Here is a 23,806-nt window from a genome sequence, read left to right as displayed (position 1 = left end):
TGGGTCGGGCAATATCCTTCGCTACACTCGCTGCATCTTCCCCCGGACAACAAGGCTGTTTGCTATGCAAAATCGCATGATGATCACTGGTGCGGGCTCTGGCCTGGGTCGCGAAATCGCACTGCGCTGGGCGCGCGAAGGCTGGCAGCTGGCCTTGTCGGATGTCAGCGAACCGGGCCTGCAGGAAACCCTGAAATTGGTTCGCGAAGCCGGCGGCGACGGTTTCATCCAGCGCTGCGATGTGCGCGATTACAGCCAGTTGACCGCCTTCGCCCAGGCCTGCGAAGTGAAACTGGGTGGTATCGATGTCATCGTCAACAACGCCGGCGTGGCATCCGGTGGGTTCTTCAGTGAACTGTCCCTGGAAGACTGGGACTGGCAAATCGCAATCAACCTGATGGGCGTCGTCAAGGGGTGCAAGGCCTTCCTGCCGCTGCTGGAGCAAAGCAAGGGCAAGATCATCAACATCGCGTCGATGGCCGCCTTGATGCAAGGCCCGGCCATGAGCAACTACAACGTGGCCAAGGCTGGCGTGGTGGCGCTGTCCGAAAGTCTGCTGATTGAGTTGGCCCAGCAGGAAGTCGGCGTACACGTGGTTTGCCCATCGTTCTTCCAGACCAACCTGCTGGACTCGTTCCGTGGCCCGACCCCGGCGATGAAAGCCCAGGTCGGCAAATTGCTGGAAAGCTCGCCGATCAGCGCGGCAGACATCGCTGACTACATCTATCAGCAGGTCGCCGCCGGCGAGTTCATGATCCTGCCCCACGAGCAAGGGCGCATGGCCTGGGCGCTCAAGCAGAAAAACCCGCAACTGCTCTACAACGAAATGACCCTGATGGCCGACAAGATGCGCGCCAAGGCCAAACAAACCGCAGGTTGAACTTGCCCGCACGGAACAGCCTCGTTAGGGTGGCCGCCATCGGTCATCCTCGCGAGACGTTCGCATGCTCAACTATCTGTGGTTTTTCCTCGCCGCGCTGTTTGAAATCGCCGGCTGTTTTGCCTTCTGGATGTGGTTGCGCCAGGGCAAAAGCGCCTGGTGGATCGCGCCGGCGCTGCTCAGCCTGACCTTGTTCGCGGTGTTGCTGACCCGTGTCGAAGCGGTCTACGCCGGTCGCGCCTATGCCGCCTACGGGGGCATTTACATCATTGCATCGATTGGCTGGCTGGCGGTGGTCGAGCGGATTCGTCCACTCGGTTCGGACTGGATCGGCGTGGCATTGTGTGTGATCGGGGCGAGCGTCATCCTGTTTGGCCCGCGCTTTACTGCGTCGTGAAGGAAGTGCCTGATCGATTTGTCAGACGTTTCTGTCAGCGCTGTGGGTCTGTGCTTGTAGGTTCGGTCTGGATTGCCGCTGTTGCCTTGAAGCGCTGCGGTACGCCGGGCATCTTCAAGGTCCGGTAACCTTGAAGGACGAAGGCCATGCTTGTACTCAGCCGTGTTGTGGGCGAGTTGATTTCCATCGGTGACAGCATTTCGATACGCGTCGTTGGCATCAACGGCAATGATGTGCGATTCGGCATCGAGGCTCCGCGCCACGTCAATGTGCACCGAAACGAAATCTACGAGCGCATCCAGCGCAAACTGGCCCGAGCGAAAAAATCAGTCGAATAGGTGCTTGGGTACGTCGTGCTTGAGCATCAACTGGCATTGCTCGCTTTCCGGGTCGAAGACAATCAATGCCTGCCCCTTGGTCAACGCCTGACGTACCCGTAGTACACGGGTCTCCAGCGGGGTGTCATCACCATTGTCAGTACCGTCACGGGTCACGAAATCTTCGATCAGGCGGGTCAGGGTGTCGACTTCAAGTTGGTCGTGGGGGATCAGCATAGGCACCTCGGTTAAATCAATGGCGCGATGCTACGGCGAATGGCGGATGGCTGCCAGCCCGGGCGTCTGTGTTGTCCGATCCGGCGTCTTTGCCAGCAAGCCACGCTCCCTCAGGTTTTGCATCGATTCCCTGTGGGAGCGAGCTTGCTCGCGATGGCGTCAGTCCCGTCGAAGACAATCCGGGATCATCTATCGTTGCGCTGCCCCACCAGACTGTCCACCGACGGCACCCAGGTATCGCTTTCCATCTGGGTGTCGTGTTCGATCTGGTGACTGAAGCGGTCCAGCGAACCCTTGGCCGGTTGTGCATCGCTGGCGAACACCGGCGGGCTGAGGATATAGGCGCCGAGCAGGCGACTGAGGGCCGCGAGGCTGTCGATGTGGGTGCGTTCGTAGCCGTGGGTGGCGTCGCAGCCGAAAGCGAGCAGGGCGGTGCGGATGTCATGGCCGGCGGTCACGGCCGAGTGAGCATCGCTGAAGTAGTAACGGAACAGATCGCGGCGTACTGGCAACTCGTTGTCACTGGCCAGGCGCAGCAGGTGCCGTGACAAGTGATAGTCATACGGCCCACCGGAATCCTGCATCGCCACGCTCACCGCATGTTCGCTGGAGTGCTGGCCGGGGGCGACCGGCGCGATGTCGATGCCGACGAATTCGCTGACGTCCCAAGGCAGTGCCGCCGCCGCGCCGCTGCCGGTTTCCTCGGTGATGGTGAACAGTGGATGACAGTCGATCAGCAATTCCTCACCGCTGTCGACGATCGCTTTCAACGCCGCCAGCAGCGCCGCCACACCGGCCTTGTCGTCGAGGTGGCGAGCGCTGATGTGGCCGCTTTCGGTGAACTCCGGCAGCGGGTCGAAGGCGACGAAATCGCCGACACTGATGCCCAGCGAATCGCAATCGGCGCGGGTGGCGCAGTAGGCATCCAGGCGCAATTCGATGTGATCCCAGCTGATTGGCATTTCATCGACTGCCGTGTTGAACGCATGTCCCGACGCCATCAATGGCAATACGCTGCCACGGATTACTCCGTTGTCGGTAAACAGGCTGACGCGACTGCCTTCGGCGAAACGGCTCGACCAGCATCCCACTGGAGCCAGGGTCAGGCGGCCGTTGTCCTTGACGGCGCGCACGGCCGCGCCAATGGTGTCCAGGTGCGCGGAAACGGCGCGATCCGGGCTGTTCTTCTTGCCCTTGAGCGTGGCGCGAATGGTCCCGCGGCGGGTCATTTCGAAGGGAATGCCCAGCTCTTCAAGGCGTTCGGCCACATAGCGCACGATGGTGTCGGTGAACCCGGTGGGGCTGGGAATGGCGAGCATTTCCAGCAGGACTTTTTGCAGGTAGGTCAGATCGGGTTCCGGGTATTTGAGGGTCATGGAAACTCCAGATGGGGTTGAGCACATCGATGGTTTCGATGAGGAGGAATTTTGTTTCCAGCGAAGGCGGCCGCCCAGGCACTACGTGACTAGGAAACGATCGGCTGACTATGGGGAAACAACAGATCCACAAAGCGTTCAGCCGTCGGCTGTGGCTCATGGTTGGCCAGTCCGGCCCGCTCGTTGGCTTCGATGAACACATACGCCGGTTGATCGGCGGCGCTCACCATCAGGTCGAGGCCGACCACGGGAATATCCAGCGCCCGCGCGGCTCGCACGGCGGCATCCGCCAGTGTCGGGTGCAGGATCGCGGTGACGTCTTCGAGAATCCCGCCGGTGTGAAGATTCGCCGTACGCCGTACGAACAAGTGCTCGCCCGCCGGCAGAATGCTGCTGTAGTCGTAGCCGGCGGTATGCAAGGTGCGTTGGGTTTCCGCATCCAGCGGGATTTTGCTTTCACCGTCCGTGGCGGCCTGTCGGCGTCGGCTCTGGGCTTCGATCAACGCGCCGATGGAATGCTGGCCATCGCCGACCACTTCGGCCGGTCGACGAATCGCGGCGGCGACCACTTCAAAGCCGATCACCAGAATCCTTAGATCAAGGCCTTCGTGGAAGCTTTCCAGCAGCACGCGACTGTCGAAGCGACGAGCGTCTTCGATGGCGTGCTGGACGTCTTCGATGGTCTGCAAATCCACCGCCACACCTTGCCCCTGTTCGCCATCCAGCGGCTTGACCACCACCCTGTGGTGCTCGTCGAGAAACGCCAGGTTGTCATCGGCATTGCCGGCCAGTTGCTGCGATGGCAGGTTCAGGCCCGCGTTCTTGAGCACTTTGTGGGTCAGGCTTTTGTCCTGGCACAGGCTCATGCTGATGGCGCTGGTCAGATCGCTGAGGGACTCGCGACAGCGCACCCGGCGCCCGCCGTGGCTGAGGGTGAACATCCCGGCCTCGGCGTCATCGACCTGCACATCAATGCCGCGTCGATGGGCTTCTTCGACGATGATCCGCGCATAGGGATTGAACGGCGCCTCGGGGCCCGGGCCGAGGAACAACGGCTGGTTGATTCCGTTCTTGCGCTTGATGGCGAACGTCGAGAGGTTGCGAAAACCGAGCTTGGCGTAGAGGTTCTTCGCCTGGCGATTGTCGTGGAGCACCGACAGGTCGAGGTAACTCAGGCCGCGACTCATGAAGTGTTCGATCAGGTGCCGTACCAGCACTTCACCGACCCCCGGTCGCGAGCAATGCGGGTCGACCGCCAGGCACCAGAGGCTGCTGCCGTTTTCCGGATCATTGAAGGCCTTGTGATGATTCAGCCCCATGACGCTGCCAATCACCGCGCCGCTGTCCTCGTCTTCGGCCAGCCAGTACACCGGCCCGCCCGAGCCCCGTGGCGTCAGCAACGTGGCATCGATGGGCAGCATGCCCCGCGCCTGGTACAGCTGATTGATCGCGTTCCAGTCCGCTTCACTCTGCGCACGGCGGATGCGAAAGCCGCGAAACACCCGGGTGGCCTGACGGTAATCGCTGAACCACAGGCGCAAGGTGTCGGAGGGGTCGAGGAACAACTGGGTCGGCTCCAGTCCCAGCACTTGTTGCGGCGCGGCGACATACAGGGCGATGTCGCGCTCACCGGGCTGTTCGTTGAGTAACTCCTGAGCGAGGCTGGCCGCATCGGCAAAGGTGTGGCCGATCAGCAACCGGCCCCAGCCGCAATGCACGGCGATTGGCGCGGCCCCCAATTCGCTGCCGTCTTCGGCCAGGCGCGCCTGCAAGCGTTCGTAGGAGGGCGTTTGACCGCGCAACAAGCGTTGGTTGATGGCCGTGGCGTGAGGTTTCATCGATCAGATTCCTTGTTCGCTGAGCCACAGGTTCAGGGCCGCCAGTTGCCACAGTTTGGAACCGCGCAGCGGGGTCAACTGCCCCTGCGGATCGGTCAACAGGCGGTCGAGCATGGCGGGCTTGAACAGACCGCGATCCTGGCTCGGATCGAGCAGCAGTTCGCGGACCCAGTTCAGGGTCTCGCCTTGCAAATGCTTGAGGCCCGGTACCGGGAAGTAACCTTTCTTGCGGTCGATCACCTCGCTCGGAATCACCTGGCGCGCGGCTTCCTTCAACACCTGCTTGCCGCCATCCGGCAATTTGTATTGACCCGGCACCCGGGCCGACAACTCCACCAGGCGATAGTCGAGAAACGGTGTGCGCGCTTCCAGGCCCCAGGCCATGGTCATGTTGTCGACGCGTTTGACCGGGTCGTCCACCAGCATCACCGTGCTGTCCAGGCGCAGGGCTTTGTCCACCGCTGCGTCCGCACCGGGCTGTGCGAAATGTTCCTTCACGAAGTCGCCGGCAGCGTCGTTGGCCGTCAGCCATTTGGGCTGAACGGTGGCGGCGTATTCGTCGTAACTGCGGTCGAAAAACGCCTCGCGATAGGCGGCATACGGGTCGCTCGCGCCGTCCACCTGCGGGTACCAGTGATAGCCGGCGAACAGTTCGTCGGCGCCCTGGCCGCTTTGCACCACTTTGCAGTGCTTGGCCACTTCCCGTGACAGCAGATAGAAGGCGATGCAGTCATGACTGACCATCGGTTCGCTCATGGCGCGGAACGCGGCGGGCAACTGCTCGATGATTTCTTTTTCGTCGATACGCAGTTGATGGTGGCGAGTGCCGTAGTGTTTGGCGATCAGGTCCGAATACTGGAATTCGTCACCGCGCTCACCGCCGGCGTCCTGGAAACCGATGGAGAACGTCGACAGGTTCTCCACGCCGACTTCACGCAACAGACCGACCAGCATGCTCGAATCGACACCGCCGGACAGCAACACGCCAACGTCTACCGCCGCACGCTGACGGATCGCCACGGCGTCACGCGTGCTGTCGAGCACCCGGTCGCGCCAGTCTTTGAGCGTCAGATTCATCTCATCGGCGTGTGGGCCGTAGGGCAGAGCCCACCAGGTTTTCTGCTCGGTGCTGCCATTGGCCTCGATACGCATCCAGGTGGCCGGCGGCAGTTTTTCGATGCCCGCCAGCAAGGTGCGCGGGGCCGGCACCACGGCGTGGAAGTTCAGATAGTGATTGAGCGCGACCGGATCGAGGATCGGGTTGATGTCGCCGCCCTTGAGCAACGCCGGCAGGGACGAGGCAAAACGCAGGCGCTGGTCGGTGCGCGACAGGTACAGCGGTTTCACCCCGAGCCGGTCACGGGCGATGAACAGGCGTCGGCTGTCGCGCTCCCAAATGGCGAAGGCAAACATGCCGTTGAGTTTGGGCAGCAGCGCCTCGCCCCAGGCGTGAAAGCCCTTGAGCAGCACTTCGGTGTCGCCACCGGAATAGAAGGCGTAGCCGAGGCTTTCCAGTTCGATGCGCAGTTCGGGGAAGTTGTAGATTGCGCCGTTGAAGGCCAGGGACAAGCCCAATTGGTGGTCGATCATCGGCTGCGCCGAACCGTTCGACAGGTCCATGATTTTCAGGCGGCGATGGCCCAGGGCTATTGGCCCTTGACTGTGAAAACCCCAGGCGTCGGGGCCGCGAGGCGCCAGGTGATGGGTGATTCGTTCAACCGCTGCGAGGTCTGCAGGTTGATTGTCAAAACGTAACTCGCCAGCTAATCCGCACATAAATTCCTTACCGGTTTTTCCGTTGGGGAGGGTCATTCGATTACCGCGCCAAAACGGCGGGTACTCAAAAACTGACCCGGCTGAATCCCCGGAGTTTTAGACCGATAAGTTATAAGGGCCGGATGGGCCGCCGTTTGGCTGAACGTCATCCGACCGCAAGGGGCTGCGTCAGGCGTTGGTTCGGCGAATCAGGCGCCGCAAGGCAAACCGGTTGGGATGGCAGGCTTCAGCCACGCTTCTGGGCAGTGGCAGGGGTTCGTCATCCAGCCAGGCCGCCAGCAGTTCCCCGGACAGCGGTGCGGTGATCAAGCCGCGCGAGCCGTGGCCGCTGTTGATGTACAAACCATCCAGCCACGGGCATTCGACGTCCGGCACCTGTCGGGCGTCCTTGCTCAGCGCGGCATAGGCCTGGGCAAATGCCTGGCTGTCGGCCAAGGGGCCGACGATCGGCAGATAGTCGGGGCTGGTGCAGCGAAAGGCGGCGCGACCCTGGAGGCTTTCGGGGTCAAGCTCATTGGCCTGCAGGCGCGTGACCAGGTCATGGGAAATTTCTTCGAGCATCGCCAGGTTGCCCAAGTGTTCGGTGGTGGTCGGCGTCAGGTCGTCACTCTTGAAATCGAAACTGGCGCCCAGGGTATGTTCGCCCAGACGCGCCGGGGCGACGTAGCCTTCGGCGCAGACCACCGTGTTCAGCGCCTGGCTCTGCGGTGTTTGCGGCAGGCGAGTGATTTGTCCGCGAATGCGCTTGAGCGGCAGTCCGGCGGTTTCCGGGAAGCGCTGGATCTCGGCAGCGCCGGCCAGCACCACCACCGGTGCACAGGCAAGCAACTGCTCGCCGTTCCAGGCCTGCCACTCGCCATCGACCCTGCGTAATTCCAGGGCATCGTGATGCGCGAGCAATTGAATCTGCGGATGCGCCATCTGCCATTGGCACAGCGCCGGCGGATGGACCCAGCCACCTTCCGGGTAGTACAGGCCGCCCTGCGCCAGGCCGACACCGGCCAGCGCTTGCGCCTGGGGCTGATCCAGCAGGTGCAGCAGGTCCGCGGGAAAGGCCTCGGCCAGTTGCAACTGACGTTCGGCTTCCTTGGCGTTGAACGCCAGTTGCAACACGCCGCAATCGTCCCAGTCGGTGCTTCTCTGCAAGTGTTCGAGCTGGCGCCGGGTGTAGCCGAAACCACTGACGATCATTTGCGACAGCGTCGTGCCATGGGCCGATAACTTGAGGTAAAGCACGCCTTGCGGGTTGCCCGAAGCCTCCTGTGCGACATCCTTGTGTCGCTCCAGCACGCTCACCTGCCAGCCCCGTGCAGCGAGACTGGCGGCACTGGCGCAACCGGCCAGCCCGGCACCGATCACCAGGGCGCGGCGTTCACCGGTCAGCGCGGCAGGTCGGGCAAACCAGGGCTTGTCCGGCGCCGGAGCGGCAACTTCCTGGGGCCAGCCAAGGAACTCGCCGCGCAGGATTTCCCACTTGTGGCCGATGCCGGGTGTGCGTTTCATTTTGAAGCCGGCGGCATTGAGCAGGCGGCGGACCCAACCGGTGCTGGTGAAGGTGCTGATGGTCGAGCCCGGGGCGGCCAGACGGGCCAGTTCGGCGAACAGTTCAGCGGTCCACATGTCGGGGTTTTTCGCCGGGGCAAAGCCGTCGAGAAACCAGGCGTCGATCCGGGCGTCCAGTTGCGGCAACTGCTCCAGTGCGTCGCCGATCAGCAGTGTCAGGGTCACCCGGCCATTGGCCAGTGTCAGGCGCTGGAACCCTTGATGGATCGCCACGTATTGCCCCAGCAATTGATCGGCAAGGGGTTTGAGCTCTGGCCACAGTGCCAGGGCCCGTTGCAGATCGGCCGGGCTCAAGGGGTATTTTTCGACGCTGACAAAATGCAATCGGGCATCAGTTGCCGCGTGTTGCTCGAACACCTGCCAGGCACATAAAAAATTCAGCCCGGTGCCGAAACCGGTCTCGCCAATCACCAGGCGACCGCCCTGGGGCAACGCGGCAAAGCGTTCCGCCAGGCGGTTCTGCTCGAGGAACACATAGCGGGTTTCGTCCAGCCCCGACTTGTCGGAGAAATACACATCGTCGAACACTCGCGAATAGGGGCGACCTTGGTCGTCCCAGTCGAGTTGGGCGTGGGGCATTACAGGTTTCATGGCAGGCTCGGCAACGGCAAGGCGGCCATTCTAGCCGATCGCCATGATGAGAAGACTTGCCCTTGCAGGAGCGAGCCTGCTCGCGATGAATTCAAGAGCACCGCGGTTATTCAGACAACCCGCGTTATCGTTGACGTCCATCGCGAGCTGGCTCGCTCCCACAAGGAATTTTCTGCGACCAAAAGCAGCCCGATCCGCTAGTCTTGCTCACATCTGGAAGGGAGCCATTCATGTTCGAATCTGCTGAAATCGATCACGTGATCGACAAAGAAACCTATGACACCGAAGTGCCGGCCCTGCGTGAAGCCTTGCTCGAAGCGCAATTCGAGTTGCAGCAGCAAAAGCGTTTTCCGGTGATCATTTTAATCAACGGTATTGAAGGCGCCGGCAAGGGCGAGACGGTCAAATTACTCAACGAATGGATGGACCCGCGCCTGATCGAGGTTCGCACCTTCGATCAGCAAACCGACGAGGAACTGGCGCGACCACCGGCCTGGCGCTACTGGCGGATGCTCCCGGCCAAGGGGCGCATGGGTGTCTTCTTTGGCAACTGGTACAGCCAGATGTTGCAGGGGCGGGTGCATGGCGCGTTCAAGAACGCTCGACTGGACCAGGGCATCAATGGCGCCGAGCGCCTGGAAAAGATGCTGTGCGATGAAGGCGCCTTGATCTTCAAATTCTGGTTTCACCTCTCCAAGAAGCAAATGAAGGACCGCCTCAAGGCCTTGGCCGATGACCCGCTGCACAGCTGGCGCATCAGTCCGCTGGACTGGCAGCAATCGCAAACCTACGACAAGTTTGTGAAGTACGGCGAACGCATTCTGCGCCGCACCAGCCGTGACTACGCGCCATGGCATGTGATCGCCGGGATGGATCCGCGCTATCGCAGCCTGGCGGTGGGCAGGATTTTGCTCGAAGGCCTGCAAAGCGCCCTGAACCGGCCGACGATCCACCCCGTCAAAGTCAGTGCCGCGCCATTGCCCGTCAGCGTCGATCAGGTGAACTTGCTCGATAGCCTTGACCTGACGTTGCACCTGGACAAAGAGGATTATGAAGAGCAACTGATCACCGAACAGGCACGGTTTTCCGGGTTGATGCGTGACAAGCGAATGCGGCGCCATGCACTGGTAGCGGTGTTCGAAGGCAATGACGCGGCGGGCAAGGGCGGGGCGATCCGCCGGGTTGCCGCGGCGCTCGATCCGCGCCAGTACGACATCGTGCCAATTGCCGCGCCGACCGAAGAGGAGAGGGCGCAGCCGTATCTCTGGCGTTTCTGGCGGCATCTTCCGGCCCGGGGAAAGTTCACCGTGTTCGACCGCTCCTGGTATGGCCGGGTGCTGGTGGAGCGCATCGAAGGCCTCTGCAGCCCGGCCGACTGGTTGCGCGCCTACGGTGAAATCAACGATTTCGAAGAGCAGATCGCCGATGCCGGCGTGATCGTGGTCAAGTTCTGGCTGGCCATCGACAAGCAGACGCAACTGGAGCGGTTCCAGGAGCGCGAAGATATTCCCTTCAAGCGCTTCAAGATCACCGAGGATGACTGGCGCAATCGCGATAAATGGGATGACTACCGCGGCGCCGTCGGCGACATGGTCGACCGCACCAGCACCGAGATTTCGCCCTGGACCCTGGTGGAAGCCAATGACAAGCGCTGGGCGCGGGTGAAGGTCTTGCGCACCATCAACCTGGCACTGGAGCAAGCCTTCGAAAAGTCCGACAAACATGAACGCAATGCACAGAAAGGCAAGAAATAAACCGATGGTTGCGCATACGCGAGGTGAATGATTGTCGCGGTCGGTAATTGAGTGAGCTTATGCTCGGCTCACTCTCAACCGACAACAACAATGAGGTATGCCATGCGTGAAGTGGTGATCGTCGACAGCGTGCGGACTGGCCTGGCCAAATCCTTTCGCGGCAAATTCAACATGACCCGTCCCGACGACATGGCGGCTCACTGTGTCAACGCCTTGTTGAAACGCACCGGTATCGACCCGGCCAGCGTCGAGGACTGCATCGTCGGTGCCGGTTCCAACGAAGGTGCGCAGGGCTACAACATCGGTCGCAATGTCGCCGTGCTGTCGCAACTGGGTATCGGCACCGCCGGCATGACCCTCAACCGCTTCTGTTCGTCGGGCTTGCAGGCGATCGCCATCGCGGCCAACCAGATCGCTTCGGGCTGCAGCGACATCATCGTGGCCGGTGGCGTCGAGTCGATCAGCTTGACCATGAAAAGCGTCAACACTGACAACCTGATCAACCCGCTGCTCAAGGAGCAGGTGCCGGGTATCTATTTCCCGATGGGCCAGACTGCGGAAATCGTCGCTCGCCGTTACAACGTCAGCCGCGAAGAGCAGGACCTGTATGCCCTGCAAAGCCAGCAACGTACGGCTCAGGCCCAGGCCGCCGGGCTGTTCGACGACGAAATCGCGCCGATGGCAGTGAAATACCGCGTTGAAGACAAGGCCACCGGCCAGGTGCAGATCGTTGAGGGGGTGGTGGATCGCGATGACTGCAACCGCCCCGATACCACGCTGCAAAGTCTGGCGGGTCTGAACCCGGTGTTTGCCGAGGACGGCTCGGTGACGGCCGGCAACTCTTCGCAGTTGTCCGACGGAGCGTCCATGACCCTGGTAATGAGCCTGGAAAAGGCCCTTGAACTGGGGCTCAAGCCGAAAGCGTTCTTCCGGGGTTTTGCCGTGGCCGGATGCGCGCCGGATGAAATGGGCATTGGCCCGGTGTTTTCGGTGCCCAAGCTGCTCAAGGCCAAAGGCTTGCAGATCGCTGACATCGACTTGTGGGAACTCAACGAAGCATTCGCCTCGCAGTGCCTGTACGCGCGTAATCGCCTGGAAATCGATAACGACAAATACAACGTCAATGGCGGCTCGATTTCCATCGGCCATCCCTTCGGCATGACCGGATCGCGTCAGGTGGGTCACCTCGTTCGCGAGTTGCAGCGACGTAACCTGCGTTACGGCATCGTCACCATGTGCGTGGGCGGCGGGATGGGGGCTACCGGGTTGTTCGAGGCCGTGCGATAAACAGCTTGGGCTGGCCGTCAAATCCATGATGCGACCTGCACAGTTTCATTAGCGGCCAGACGCAAACTGTCCCTGTGTGCCACATGAGGGTGCGCCTAGAATGAGGGCTCTTGAACGTTCGCTCTGGGGATCACATGCACATTTCATCGGGTCGCTGGGTTTACGGTCTGTTCCTGGCCTTGTTGACCGCGTTGCTGTGGGGAATCCTGCCGATCAAGCTCAAGCAGGTATTGCTGGTGATGGACCCGGTCACGGTGACCTGGTTTCGCCTGATGGTGTCCGGTGGCTGCCTGTTCATCTACCTGGCGGCGACCCGGCGTTTGCCCAGTCGCCGAGCGCTTGGCCCACGCGGTGGCTGGCTGGTGTTGATGGCGGTGCTCGGTCTGGTGGGCAACTACGTGTTGTATTTGATGGGCCTTAACCTGCTCAGCCCCGGCACCGCGCAACTGGTGGTGCAGATGGGGCCGATCATGTTGCTGATCGCCAGTGTGTTCGTGTTCAAGGAGCGCTTCAGCCTGGGGCAGGGGATTGGCTTGCTGGTGCTGCTGGTCGGTTTCGCCCTGTTTTTCAATCAGCGCTTGAGTGAGCTGCTGACCTCCTTGACCGATTACACCGCTGGCGTGCTGCTGGTGCTGCTGGCGTCCACGGTCTGGACCTTTTATGCGCTGGGGCAGAAGCAGTTGCTCACGGTGTGGAATTCGTTGCAGGTGATGATGGTGATCTACCTGTTCTGCGGATTATTACTGACGCCGTGGGTGCATCCGCTCGAAGCGCTGCAATTGAACCCACTGCAAGGCTGGCTGCTGCTGGCCTGCTGCATGAACACCCTGATTGCCTACGGCGCCTTTGCCGAAGCGTTGGCCCATTGGGAAGCATCCCGGGTCAGTGCGACCCTGGCGATTACACCTCTGGTGACTTTCGGTGCCGTGGCCCTGGCGGCCTTGTGGTGGCCTGCGTATGTGCACGCCGAAACGATCAATGGCCTGGGCTATGGCGGGGCGGTGCTGGTGGTGCTGGGGTCGGCGTTGGTGGCGTTGGGGCCATCGTTGATTGCCGGGCTCAAGGCGCGGAAAGTGCGGATGGCAGCAAGCTGATTCGCGTTATCGTTCATCACGAGCAGGCTCGCTCCCACATTTGACCGCTTGCACTGTTCAATGTGGGAGCGGGCTTGCCCGCGATTACGGACGCTCAGGCGCTACAAGGCTCAGCCCTTGGCGCCAGCCTCCAGCATGTTCTCCGGCCGCACCCACGCGTCGAACTGTTCATCGGTCAGATACCCCAGCTCAATGGCCGCCTCACGCAGGGTCAGCCCTTGCGCGTAGGCTTTCTTGGCAATTTCCGCCGATTTGTCGTAGCCGATGTGCGGGTTCAGCGCGGTCACCAGCATCAACCCCTGTTCCAGGTGTTCCGCCATTTTCTCGGCATCCGGCTCCAGGCCGGCGATGCAATGCTGTTGGAAGTTGCTGCAGCCGTCGCCCAACAGGCGGATCGATTGCAGCAAGTTGTGGATGATCACCGGTTTGAACACGTTCAGTTGCAAATGCCCCTGACTCGCGGCGAAACCGATGGTGACGTCATTGCCCAGCACCTGACAGGCCAGCATCGACAAGGCTTCGCATTGGGTCGGGTTGACCTTGCCGGGCATGATCGAGCTCCCCGGTTCGTTGGCCGGCAGTTTCACCTCGGCCAATCCGGCACGAGGCCCGGAACCCAGCAGGCGCAAGTCGTTGGCGATTTTCATCAGCGTCACGGCGAGGGTTTTCAACGCGCCGGACAGCGTGGTCAGCGGCTCGTGGCCGGCCAGCGCGGCGAATTTGTTGGGCGCGGTGACGAACGGCAGGCCGGAAAGCGCGGCCAGCTCGGCCGCGATGGCTTCACCGAAACCGTGGGGTGAATTCAACCCGGTGCCCACCGCGGTACCGCCCTGGGCGAGTTCGCAAACCGCCGGCAGCGCGCTGCGGATTGCCCGTTCGGCGTAATCCAGTTGCGCGATGAATGCCGAGATTTCCTGGCCGAAGGTAATCGGCGTCGCGTCCATCATGTGCGTGCGGCCGGTCTTGACCAGCTTCATGTGGCGCGCCGCCAGCTCGGCCAGTCCGCCCGACAATTCGTTGATTGCCGGCAGCAGATGATGTTGCACGGCCTGGGCGGCAGCAATGTGCATGGCGGTGGGGAAGCAGTCGTTGGAGCTCTGGGAGCGATTGACGTGATCGTTGGGGTGCACCGGCGACTTGCCGCCGCGCGCGTTGCCGGCCAGCTCGTTGGCGCGCCCGGCGATCACTTCGTTGACGTTCATGTTGCTCTGGGTACCGCTACCGGTTTGCCAGACCACCAGGGGAAACTGATCGTCATGGCTGCCGTCGAGCACTTCATCGGCCGCTTGTTCGATCAATCGGGCGATGTCGGCGGGCAAGTCGCCATTACGGTCGTTGACCCGGGCGGCCGCTTTCTTGATCAGCGCCAGGCCATGCAGCACGGCCAGCGGCATGCGTTCGGTGCCAATGGCAAAGTTAACCAGTGAGCGTTGCGTCTGAGCGCCCCAGTAGGCTTCATCCGGGACTTCAACCTGGCCAAGGCTGTCGGTTTCGATACGGCTCATCGGTCACACTCCTGTCAGTTCGATTGCGCAGTTTAGGCCGTGATCCACGGCCGTGGTTCCATCAGTCTGAATTGTGTCCATTGAACCCCTCTAAATCAGGCGCGACAAGGCTTGGGGTTGAGTGACACACTTTTTTAGGCGCAGAATGGTCGTCCTTGGGGTTTTACCTCGCCTGCTAGAAAAGGAAACTCGATGACTCGTCTTCGTGCCATCTGTACCGCGGTTGCACTGGTTTGCGCCAGCGGCCAGGTTTTTGCCGATACCGCCAGCCACAACGCCAGTGCCGAGGCCTTCCTGACCCTGGCGCACGCTGACAAATTGGGCACTCCGGTGTACATGCAAGTTCAGCAAATGTTCGCTCAACGCTTCGAGCAAACCAAAGCCCCGGAATCGAAAAAAGCCGTACTCGAAACCTACCAGGCCAAGGCTAACGCCGCCCTGGACCAGGCCATTGGCTGGAACAAGCTCAAGCCAGACATGGTCAAGCTCTACACCAGCAACTTCACCGAGTCCGAACTCAAGGACCTGGTAGCGTTCTACCAGTCGCCGCTGGGCAAGAAAGTCCTGGAAAAAATGCCGCAGCTGACCCAGCAATCGGCCCAGATGACTCAAGCCAAGCTGGAAAGCGCAGTGCCGGTGGTCAACAAACTGCTGGCTGACATGACCGCCGAGCTGACGCCGAAAGACGCGACCGCTCCAGCCAAGAAAAAGCCTTAAGCGGAGTCTGGTATGACCATGCAACAACGCATCGAATCGACGCTGGGCCTGCTGCAGCCCCAGCATCTGCAGGTGCTGGATGAAAGCCATATGCACAGCCGCGGGTTGCAGACCCATTACAAGGCTGTCGTGGTCAGTGAGCAGTTTGCCGGGCTCAATCGCGTCAAGCGACACCAGAAGGTCTATGCCACGCTGGGCGAGCTGATGGGTGAGTTCCATGCGTTGGCGCTGCATACCTACACGCCAGAAGAGTGGGCGCAGATCGACGCGGCTCCGGCTTCGCCGACTTGTGCAGGTGGCGGTCATTAATGTGATGGGTTGATGGGCTATTGTGGCGAGGGAGCAGGCTCGCTCGCCACAACGTCATCTCGCAGTCCTAAAGCACACGGTTTTTGTTAGAATATGCAACGCGCCGCTCACCCGGCGCGTTTTTTTTCGTATCCGGTTCACCCCTTACGAGGGTAGCCACCTGGAGAATCACCCATGACACAACAGATTGTCGTGGCGGCACTGTATAAGTTCGTCACCCTGGAAAATTACGTCGACCTGCGCGAGCCCCTGCTCAAGGCGATGGTCGACAACGGCATCAAAGGCACCCTGCTGATCGCCGAAGAAGGCATCAACGGCACCGTGTCCGGCAGCCGCGAAGGCATCGACGGGCTCATGGCCTGGCTCAAGAACGACCCGCGCATGGACGACATCGACCATAAAGAGTCGTACTGCGACGAGCAGCCGTTCTACCGCACCAAAGTCAAACTCAAGAAAGAAATCGTCACCCTTGGCGTGGAAGGCGTGGACCCGAACAAAAAGGTCGGCACCTACGTTGATCCGCAGGACTGGAACGCGCTGATCAGCGATCCGGAAGTGTTGTTGATCGACACCCGCAACGACTATGAAGTGTCGATCGGTACCTTTGAAGGCGCGATCGATCCGAAAACCACCAGTTTTCGCGAATTCCCCGACTACATCAAAGCCAACTTCGACCCGGCCGTGCACAAGAAGGTCGCGATGTTCTGCACCGGCGGCATTCGTTGCGAAAAGGCCTCGAGCTATATGCTCAGCGAAGGCTTCGATGAGGTCTATCACCTCAAGGGCGGCATCCTGAAGTACCTCGAAGAGGTGCCGCAGGAAGAAACCAAATGGCAGGGCGACTGCTTCGTGTTCGACAACCGCGTGACCGTTCGCCACGATCTGAGCGAAGGCGACTACGATCAGTGCCACGCCTGTCGTACGCCGGTCAGCGTCGAAGACCGTGCATCCGAACATTACGTGGCCGGTATCAGTTGCCCGCATTGCTGGGACAAACTGAGCGAGAAAACCCGTCGCAGCGCCATCGATCGGCAAAAGCAGATCGAGCTGGCCAAGGCTCGCAACATGCCTCACCCGATCGGCTACAACTACAAGCAAATCAACTCCGAGGCTTGAATCATGTCTGCATGTCGCCTGCTCTACTTGATGGACCCGATGTGTTCCTGGTGCTGGGGCTTTGCTCCGGTGGCCAACGCGCTGGTCGAGCAGGCGCAGGCAGCAGGAGTGGACGTGCACCTGGTGGTGGGCGGTTTGCGTACCGGCAGTGGCGCGGCGCTTGAACCGACCACCCGGCGTTACATCCTCGAGCATTGGCAGGCGGTCACCGAGGCCACCGGCCAGCCGTTCAAGCTGGAAGGGGCGTTGCCGGATGGATTCGTCTACGACACCGAGCCCGCCTGTCGGGCGCTGGTGACGGCGCGCAGCCTGGCGCCGGATTGTGCGTGGAAACTGCTCGGTCTGATTCAGCAGGCGTTTTATGCCGAAGGTCGCGATGTTACCCACGCCAGCGTTCTGGTGGAGCTGGCGGAGCGGGCCGGTCTGCCGCGCATCGAGTTCGCCGCGGCGTTCGATCGTGCCGATATGCACGCCGCTACGGCTGCCGATTTCACGTGGGTCCAGGACCTGGGCATTGCCGGTTTCCCGACCTTGCTGGCTGAACGAAATGGTCAATTGGCGCTGCTGACCAATGGTTACCAGCCGCTCAGTGTGCTTTCCCCGCTGCTCGGCCGCTGGCTGGAGCGCGCTGCCTGTGCATGATCTGCCCGACGATAGCGCAACGGTAAAACGTGTCGATCGGTTGAGCTGGGCGGAAATTCGTCGTCTGGCGCTTCATCACAAAAAGTCCCTGTGGATCGCCAACGGCGTGGCCGTGCTGGCAACGCTTTGCAGTGTGCCCATCCCCTTGCTCTTGCCATTGCTGGTGGACGAAGTGTTGCTGGGGCATGGTGACGCTGCGCTGAAAATCATGAACCACGCACTGCCGGATCCCTGGCAGAAGGCTGCGGGTTACATCGGCCTGATGCTGCTGGTGACCCTGACGCTGCGCTGCGCAGCCTTGTTCTTCAACGTGGTGCAGGCGCGATTGTTCGCGGCGCTGGCCAAGGACATCGTCTACCGCATTCGCATCCGGCTGATCGAGCGACTCAAGCGTATTTCGCTGGGGGAATACGAAAGCCTGGGCAGCGGCACGGTGACTACGCACCTGGTCACCGACCTGGACACCCTGGACAAATTCGTCGGCGAAACCCTCAGCCGTTTCCTCGTGGCCATGCTGACGCTGGTGGGGACCGCGGGCATTCTGATGTGGATGCACTGGAAACTGGCGCTGCTGATCCTGTTGTTCAACCCGCTGGTGATCTACGCCACGGTGCAGTTGGGCAAGCGGGTCAAGCACCTGAAGAAGCTCGAGAACGACAGCACTTCGCGCTTCACCCAGGCGTTGACCGAAACCCTCGATGCGATCCAGGAAGTGCGTGCCGGCAACCGTCAGGGTTTTTTCCTCGGTCGCCTGGGGCTGCGGGCCAGGGAAGTCCGTGATTACGCGGTGAGTTCGCAGTGGAAAACCGATGCCTCAAACCGGGCCAGCGGCTTGCTGTTCCAGTTCGGTATCGATATTTTCCGCGCCGCGGCAATGCTGACGGTGCTGTTTTCCGACCTGTCCATCGGCCAGATGCTCGCGGTGTTCAGCTACCTGTGGTTCATGATCGGGCCGGTTGAACAGCTGTTGAACCTGCAATACGCCTATTACGCTGCGGGCGGTGCCCTCTCGCGAATCAACGAACTGCTGTCCCGCGCCGATGAGCCGGAATACCCGAAAGGGGTCGATCCGTTCAATGGCCGCGAGACGGTGGGCATCGAGGTTCAGGGCTTGAGTTTTGGCTACGGCGACGAATTGGTGCTGAACCAGATGAACCTGTCCATCGCCCCCGGCGAGAAAGTCGCGATCGTCGGTGCCAGCGGGGGTGGCAAGAGCACCCTGGTGCAACTGCTGCTGGGCTTGTACACGCCACTGGCCGGCACCATTCGCTTCGGCGGTTCGACTCAGCAAGAGATCGGTCTGGAGACTGTCCGGGAGAATGTCGCCGTGGTCCTGCAACACCCGGCGCTGTTCAACGACACCGTGCGCGCCAACCTGACCATGGGCCGTGAACGCAGTGACGAGGCTTGCTGGCATGCGCTGGAAATCGCGCAGTTGCACGCCACGATACGCGATCTGCCCAATGGGCTGGACAGCATTGTCGGGCGCTCCGGCGTGCGTTTGTCCGGTGGCCAGCGGCAACGCCTGGCGATTGCGCGGATGGTGTTGGCCGAGCCGAAAGTGGTGATCCTCGACGAGGCCACTTCGGCACTGGATGCCGCCACCGAATACAACCTTCATCAGGCGATGGCACGGTTCCTGAGCAATCGCACCACGTTGATCATCGCCCACCGACTGTCGGCGGTGAAACAGGCCGACAGGGTGCTGGTGTTCGACGGCGGGAAAATCGCCGAGGATGGCGACCACCAGCAGTTGATCGCTGATGGCGGTTTGTACGCCAAGCTTTATGGGCATTTGCAGCAGTTGTAGTTAATTCCACAACACTTGGAGCGCATTTGCCCCGCCGTCGTAACCGAACTCTTTCACCACGATCGAGCATGACTCGCAAGGGCGCATTGTCGTAGCGACGTCTATGGATTTGATCGCTGCAGAATCAGGGTATTTTTCCCGAATCACACGGATCAACTTGCTTTCGCTGTCCAGAGAAGTAGGTCTGACAGTTTGCACAGGCTTGTAGGTGCCTATGTCCTTGATGGTCGTCGGTACGGCCAGCAGCTTGCCTTGATCGGTCACATCAAGGGATGTAATGGGAAAGTGCTGATTCAGATCGATATTGAAGTAGACAGAATCGCCGACCCTGACTTGATCCGCGCCCAGGTTTTGCTTGAACAGAGGCAAATGACTGGTCGCCTGTTGGCCTCCCGAAACGCTGACATAAATTTCCCGTTGCCCGGTCGTGGTCATGACCTCGGCGTAGGCGATGTTCCTCGGGTTGTAGGAGCGTTGGCGCCGCGGGATCAACTGGTGCAGTTTTTCCATGGTCTGGTTTATCCGCAGCGCACTGTTCGCCTTGCTGGCGTCGATGGTCGGCGACCCGAACAGGGTATCGAAAATGTTTGCCGTTCGTTGCCTCAGGGCTTCCGGCGCGTCCTTGCTGCGGCTCCAGGACGTGGCGCCTTGGGGCAATTGCGTGACGATCATTCGGGTCGAATGATCGAACATCAACGCCTCTCCAGGGCTGGTGTCGACCTTCAAGTGTTTCATGCTGCTCGCCGGTATCGGGTTCGTTCCGATGGGAATGGCGATCTCCTCCATGGTTTTCATGGCACGCGAAATGGCTTCGACTCCATGGATGCGTGCGATGTTGTTGGCGCTCAACGACCCGGTGTACACCAGTAACAATTCCGCTCCCAGCGTGCCTTCGGCCATGTCGGGCTTGAGCAGGCGTTTCAAGGTCAGCGGCTCGCTCAAGCTTTGTCCCTTGGGGACTGTCGCGACGTAATACTTGTCGGTGTTGATTCGGGTAAACACATAAGTGCTGGACTCATCGAGGGACGGCACCAGAATGGCGCCGATCCGATGCGAGTCCTCAGCGCCTTCATAGACGCCCTTAACCTCGATACGGCTGTAAATACCTTTGCGGAACATCAGGCTGGCCGGTATCTCGCGGCTGGGCACCAGCCACTTCCTGGCAAAGCCGAGCTGGGTGATGTCACCTTTGTAGAGCGTCGGGACATTGTCGATGATGTGATAAAGATTGCCTTCATGGGTAAGAAACTGACCTTCATGATGGAGCCGTGCAACCGGCACGGATACCCGGTCGCCAAACCATGGCGCGTACCCTTTGGTTTCGTCGAACGAGCCGATTTGCGGTGTGGGGGCCGGCTCGCTCGTCACAAAACTGCTGAGGCAGTCACTACTGCCGTTTGGCGTGCGACGTGGCCGGCAGGGCACCAGGGTCAATGCGCTGCTGTCATCGATCAGATCGACGCGGCGTAAATCATCTGCGTCGAGTCGGTAGGGCAAGTCGTCGATCAGTACCGTGGTACGGCCATCGATTTCGAGCACTTCCCGAACGCTGGCTTTCTCAGGCAATACAACGAAGACATGCTCGTCACTTTTCTTCAGTGGGTGGTAGCTGGAACGACCGAGCGAGAGATCGTGGGTGTGAGTCGACAGCAACGGCCCGAACGGACGAGAGGACAGCGGATCGATCAGGTAATGGCGAAATCCCAACGGCACGACATTACGCACGGGGACGTCTTCAATGCCTTTGACGATGGCCAGTTGATCGGCATCTGTCAGAGGTCGCCAGTGCCCGGGGTCGGTTACTTGAGTCAGGCCGTGGGAGAAGTCGTACTCATCAGCCTGTCCGGCCAGTTTCTTGAGTTTGAACAAAGCTTTGTTTTCGAGATGAACCAATGCGCGACCGCCCGCCCGACCGCCACGTGCAGTTGATTTAAGAAGGGCAGGCAGGGCATCCAGGGGATTGAGGTTTCTCAGATTGGTTGTCAGGAGGTTCGCTGAAAGTTTGCCCAGCGAGGGTAGCGTTGCCCGAATTCCCATTCGGCCAGCCTGGATGACCAGCCTCATACTGCCAGCCGCGAATTTCCCCAAAGGCATGGCAAATGAAATGATATCCACAATCAGCCCTATGGCCCCGAGGACTCGATCGCCGAAATTGTCGGATTGCAAATCATCGAGGCTGCCCCAGAACGGGATGAAGGGTTGGAGCATGTACAGCCAGTGTTTTTCATCGCGATCGCGCTCGAATTTCGTTTCTCCCCAGGCACTGGCCCGCAGTTCTTTTTCGTCGAGGTAGAACAGATTCTTCGAAATGAAAGAGGCAATTTCCAGGGAACGGGACGAGGACAGTGTCAGGTTCGCTGAGATGTCGTGATGTGCCGGTGGGATCAATGAACGGCTGAGGGTGCCGCCCAATTGTTCGAGAATGGCGTAGCAGGTCGCTCCCTGCTTCGGTTTTATGCCTTTCTTGTGGGCTTCCCAGTCGAACGGCAGTTTGTTGCCACCCGTGATGGGTATAACGTCATAGTCGTCATTGAAAGCATTGGGAGCATGGAAGTTTCTGCGGTAACCACCGACCATTTTGACTGAAACATCCGTCCGTATCCGTATCAATCCGGCACGGGGAAGGCACTCGTAAAACGACGCCTTGCCGCGATAATCGGCTCGCAGAACAAACCCCATGCGCGCCCGCAGGGGCAGTATCAGTTCACTGGTCTCGTCATCCGCTTTGATTTTCGAGGTTTCTTCCCTCAGGGTGTAGACCCTGACCTCTCCATGTTCCAGAGCCTGACGATCAACCCAGGGCAAAGTAACGAGTTGGTTTTTGATCAGGGTTTCGTAGGCATCCTTGGCTTTATCGAGATAAGTGCTGAACTGTTTGTCGAAGAGGGCTGATATGTCGGGTAAGGGTGTATCGGTGGAAAGGAAAGAATGGAGTCTGGTTCCAGTGTGCGCTCTCGTAAGGCCGTTCTTGAGAGTGCCGTCGCTGGACAGGCTTATCCAAAAATACCCGATCTTGCCGTCGTCGCTGACATACCACTTCGTGTTGGACGACAAGCCGCCCGAGGCATACACCTCAACCAGGGGATAGGTCGTTCCTGGAATGGGCGGAGTGTCGATCACGCTTCGTTTGCTGAGTTTTCCAGCGTTACCGTCGTCGCGCATCAGTCTCGTACTGAGCGGATCGTTGACTTCGCCAAGCGCGTCCACCAAGCATTTTTTGGCCAGATCCAATCGTTGTGGCGGTTCTGCCGCCATCCGGATAATCGCAGCGTTCAATTGTTCGGTGTATTTCTCCAGAGCGGTGGTCGGGTGGGTCAAGGCTTGTGCATTCTCGTCGGCCGGATCAATCGCTCCCGTGGCCAAGGTCCACTCGCGGGCAGCTTCGAGGCGAGTCAATGCAGTCAGATCAAGCAATGACTTTGAAGTGCTTTGACTTTTGCACAGGGGTAAATCCACCAGTTGCTGAAACGTCAGACGTTGCAGTAGTCCCGGATCAAGGGCATGGGCGAGTCTGGCGCCATGGACAAAATTGACCCAGACGACCGAGGTCGCATAAGGCAGATCATCCGGAATGTTGCGTACCTGAAATTCGACTGGAAACTGTCGCAGCAGCAGACGGCCGAGTACGGCTTTTTCCAAGGCCGTGGAGGCTCGCATCGAATCGAGCAGATGAGTCTCGAATTCGTGACGAAGACGGTTGTAACTTTTGCCATAGTTGGAGCGTTGTTGCAGGCTGTAGCCGGCAATGGTGTCGGGTTCTTCGTCATCCCACGGGCAATACCAGGCAAGCAGGGCCGCGGCCAGAAGCCGGGGGCCGATACCCGGAGCGGATGCTTCGCCGGGGCGAGTGCCGTACCACTCCAACACGTCGATCAAGCGCTGGGTCAGATAACGGGCCTTATGGCTGTCGAGCAAGCGCAGCAGGCAGACTTCGGGTGTCAGTTGCAACTGTTCCAGGGTAATGGCCGGTTCGACTTCCCTTGCCAGCCGGTCAATGATGGGCGTTTCTTCATCACCCAGAACCCGGCGGATTTCTTGATTGATCTTCAGACGATCGTCGGTAGTCAACAGGCGGCTGATATCAAGACCCTGTTCTAGACTCAGCCGATGGTTCGCGATTCTTTCTTCCAGCTCGCGAACCAATGGGACAAGCGTGGTGGCGTTTTGTTGCTGAGGCACCGCAAGCCCGTAATATTTCAGGATATGCGTGAGACACAACAGGCGATCAGCGCGCACTTCTGCGCCGATACTCCGAACGACCTCGGCAATGTTTGCGCTGCCCTTGTCGAACTCTCGAGCCAGAGGCGAAAAGGGTTGAGCACTCAAATAAGTGTTGTCTGTGTGGATGCCTGAAGTCGGGATATCGCGCAGCTTCGACAGTAAGGCGTCGTATTCCGCCAGTTGACCGGCGTGATGCTGCGCTGAAGTTGAAGTGGGTAATTGCATGACAGGCTTCGCTCTCGAATGGAAAGAGCGCCAGCTTCAATACTTCAAGCCACTTCGAGGCGGTACATATATATTGGCGTCCCAAAATATCCCGGCTTGCCGGGAATGAGATCGCGCCCTAGTCTAGCTGTAGCGATTTCGTCCGGAAGAC

General features: G+C 60.1%; 18 protein-coding genes. 11 read left to right on the top strand and 7 right to left on the bottom strand.

Annotated elements, in window-relative coordinates; all coding sequences use genetic code 11:
• Positions 1-64 precede the first annotated feature (64 nt).
• The 3 genes from ACX3YF_RS30100 (at position 65) to csrA (ending at position 1,615) form a co-directional block, all read left to right on the top strand.
• The gene (locus ACX3YF_RS30100; protein WP_047527046.1) at positions 65-880 is read left to right on the top strand and encodes an SDR family oxidoreductase; all 816 of its coding nucleotides are present in this window, start codon (positions 65-67) and stop codon (positions 878-880) included.
• A gap of 64 nt (positions 881-944) precedes the next feature.
• Positions 945-1,277, top strand: a complete 333-nt coding sequence (locus ACX3YF_RS30095; RefSeq protein ID WP_130206833.1) for a YnfA family protein — start codon at positions 945-947, stop codon at positions 1,275-1,277.
• Positions 1,278-1,423: 146 nt separating this feature from the next.
• Complete coding sequence (gene csrA / locus ACX3YF_RS30090; protein ID WP_130206835.1) at positions 1,424-1,615, top strand: carbon storage regulator CsrA; 192 nt, start codon at positions 1,424-1,426, stop codon at positions 1,613-1,615.
• Here the strand turns inward: csrA and ACX3YF_RS30085 are convergent.
• The 5 genes from ACX3YF_RS30085 to mnmC all read right to left on the bottom strand — a co-directional run bounded on the left by ACX3YF_RS30085 (position 1,604) and on the right by mnmC (position 8,975).
• The gene (locus tag ACX3YF_RS30085) at positions 1,604-1,831 is read right to left on the bottom strand and encodes a YheU family protein (protein ID WP_003199186.1); all 228 of its coding nucleotides are present in this window, start codon (positions 1,829-1,831) and stop codon (positions 1,604-1,606) included. The two genes, csrA and ACX3YF_RS30085, sit on opposite strands and share 12 nt — an antisense overlap.
• A gap of 185 nt (positions 1,832-2,016) precedes the next feature.
• A complete protein-coding gene (locus ACX3YF_RS30080; protein ID WP_458974778.1) occupies positions 2,017-3,207 on the bottom strand; it encodes an osmoprotectant NAGGN system M42 family peptidase in 1,191 nt (396 codons plus the stop codon).
• Positions 3,208-3,296: 89 nt separating this feature from the next.
• Positions 3,297-5,045 (bottom strand): N-acetylglutaminylglutamine synthetase, encoded by a 1,749-nt coding sequence (gene ngg / locus ACX3YF_RS30075; protein WP_458974777.1) that lies wholly within the window; start codon positions 5,043-5,045, stop codon positions 3,297-3,299.
• A gap of 3 nt (positions 5,046-5,048) precedes the next feature.
• A complete protein-coding gene (locus tag ACX3YF_RS30070; RefSeq protein WP_448646077.1) occupies positions 5,049-6,821 on the bottom strand; it encodes an N-acetylglutaminylglutamine amidotransferase in 1,773 nt (590 codons plus the stop codon).
• Between the two features lie 168 nt (positions 6,822-6,989).
• Entirely contained in the window at positions 6,990-8,975 is a 1,986-nt protein-coding gene (gene mnmC, locus ACX3YF_RS30065; protein ID WP_458974776.1) for a bifunctional tRNA (5-methylaminomethyl-2-thiouridine)(34)-methyltransferase MnmD/FAD-dependent 5-carboxymethylaminomethyl-2-thiouridine(34) oxidoreductase MnmC, read from the bottom strand.
• A 230-nt stretch (positions 8,976-9,205) separates the two neighbouring features.
• Between mnmC and pap the strand changes: the two genes are divergently transcribed.
• The 3 genes from pap to ACX3YF_RS30050 all read left to right on the top strand — a co-directional run bounded on the left by pap (position 9,206) and on the right by ACX3YF_RS30050 (position 13,110).
• Positions 9,206-10,729 (top strand): polyphosphate:AMP phosphotransferase, encoded by a 1,524-nt coding sequence (pap, locus tag ACX3YF_RS30060; protein ID WP_448646079.1) that lies wholly within the window; start codon positions 9,206-9,208, stop codon positions 10,727-10,729.
• A 102-nt stretch (positions 10,730-10,831) separates the two neighbouring features.
• The gene (locus ACX3YF_RS30055; protein WP_288098920.1) at positions 10,832-12,016 is read left to right on the top strand and encodes a thiolase family protein; all 1,185 of its coding nucleotides are present in this window, start codon (positions 10,832-10,834) and stop codon (positions 12,014-12,016) included.
• 134 nt (positions 12,017-12,150) lie between these two features.
• Complete coding sequence (locus ACX3YF_RS30050; protein ID WP_130206845.1) at positions 12,151-13,110, top strand: DMT family transporter; 960 nt, start codon at positions 12,151-12,153, stop codon at positions 13,108-13,110.
• A gap of 110 nt (positions 13,111-13,220) precedes the next feature.
• On the opposite strand, the gene ACX3YF_RS30045 is transcribed toward ACX3YF_RS30050, so the two are convergent.
• A complete protein-coding gene (locus ACX3YF_RS30045) occupies positions 13,221-14,615 on the bottom strand; it encodes a class II fumarate hydratase (RefSeq protein WP_288098916.1) in 1,395 nt (464 codons plus the stop codon).
• A 192-nt stretch (positions 14,616-14,807) separates the two neighbouring features.
• Between ACX3YF_RS30045 and ACX3YF_RS30040 the strand changes: the two genes are divergently transcribed.
• From ACX3YF_RS30040 to ACX3YF_RS30020, 5 genes are all read left to right on the top strand, one after another.
• Positions 14,808-15,332, top strand: a complete 525-nt coding sequence (locus tag ACX3YF_RS30040; protein WP_103405727.1) for a DUF2059 domain-containing protein — start codon at positions 14,808-14,810, stop codon at positions 15,330-15,332.
• Positions 15,333-15,344: 12 nt separating this feature from the next.
• Positions 15,345-15,641, top strand: a complete 297-nt coding sequence (locus ACX3YF_RS30035; RefSeq protein WP_130206849.1) for a BolA family protein — start codon at positions 15,345-15,347, stop codon at positions 15,639-15,641.
• 174 nt (positions 15,642-15,815) lie between these two features.
• Positions 15,816-16,757 (top strand): oxygen-dependent tRNA uridine(34) hydroxylase TrhO, encoded by a 942-nt coding sequence (gene trhO, locus ACX3YF_RS30030; RefSeq protein WP_090317862.1) that lies wholly within the window; start codon positions 15,816-15,818, stop codon positions 16,755-16,757.
• A 39-nt stretch (positions 16,758-16,796) separates the two neighbouring features.
• Positions 16,797-17,399 carry a DsbA family protein gene (locus ACX3YF_RS30025; RefSeq protein WP_177329346.1) on the top strand — a complete coding sequence of 201 codons (603 nt, stop codon included), beginning with the start codon at positions 16,797-16,799 and terminating at the stop codon, positions 17,397-17,399.
• Positions 17,392-19,209: an ABC transporter ATP-binding protein gene (locus ACX3YF_RS30020; protein ID WP_130206853.1), complete on the top strand. Its 1,818-nt coding sequence runs from the start codon at positions 17,392-17,394 to the stop codon at positions 19,207-19,209. The genes ACX3YF_RS30025 and ACX3YF_RS30020 overlap by 8 nt, the downstream gene beginning before the upstream one ends.
• On the opposite strand, the gene ACX3YF_RS30015 is transcribed toward ACX3YF_RS30020, so the two are convergent.
• Positions 19,210-23,655 carry a hypothetical protein gene (locus tag ACX3YF_RS30015; protein WP_458974775.1) on the bottom strand — a complete coding sequence of 1,482 codons (4,446 nt, stop codon included), beginning with the start codon at positions 23,653-23,655 and terminating at the stop codon, positions 19,210-19,212.
• Between the last annotated feature and the right edge of the window lie 151 nt (positions 23,656-23,806).

Source organism: Pseudomonas fluorescens group sp. PF-69 (assembly GCF_054481235.1).
The sequence above is the reverse complement of the archived record's forward strand: the minus strand, read 5'-3'. Positions and strand labels throughout refer to the sequence as shown.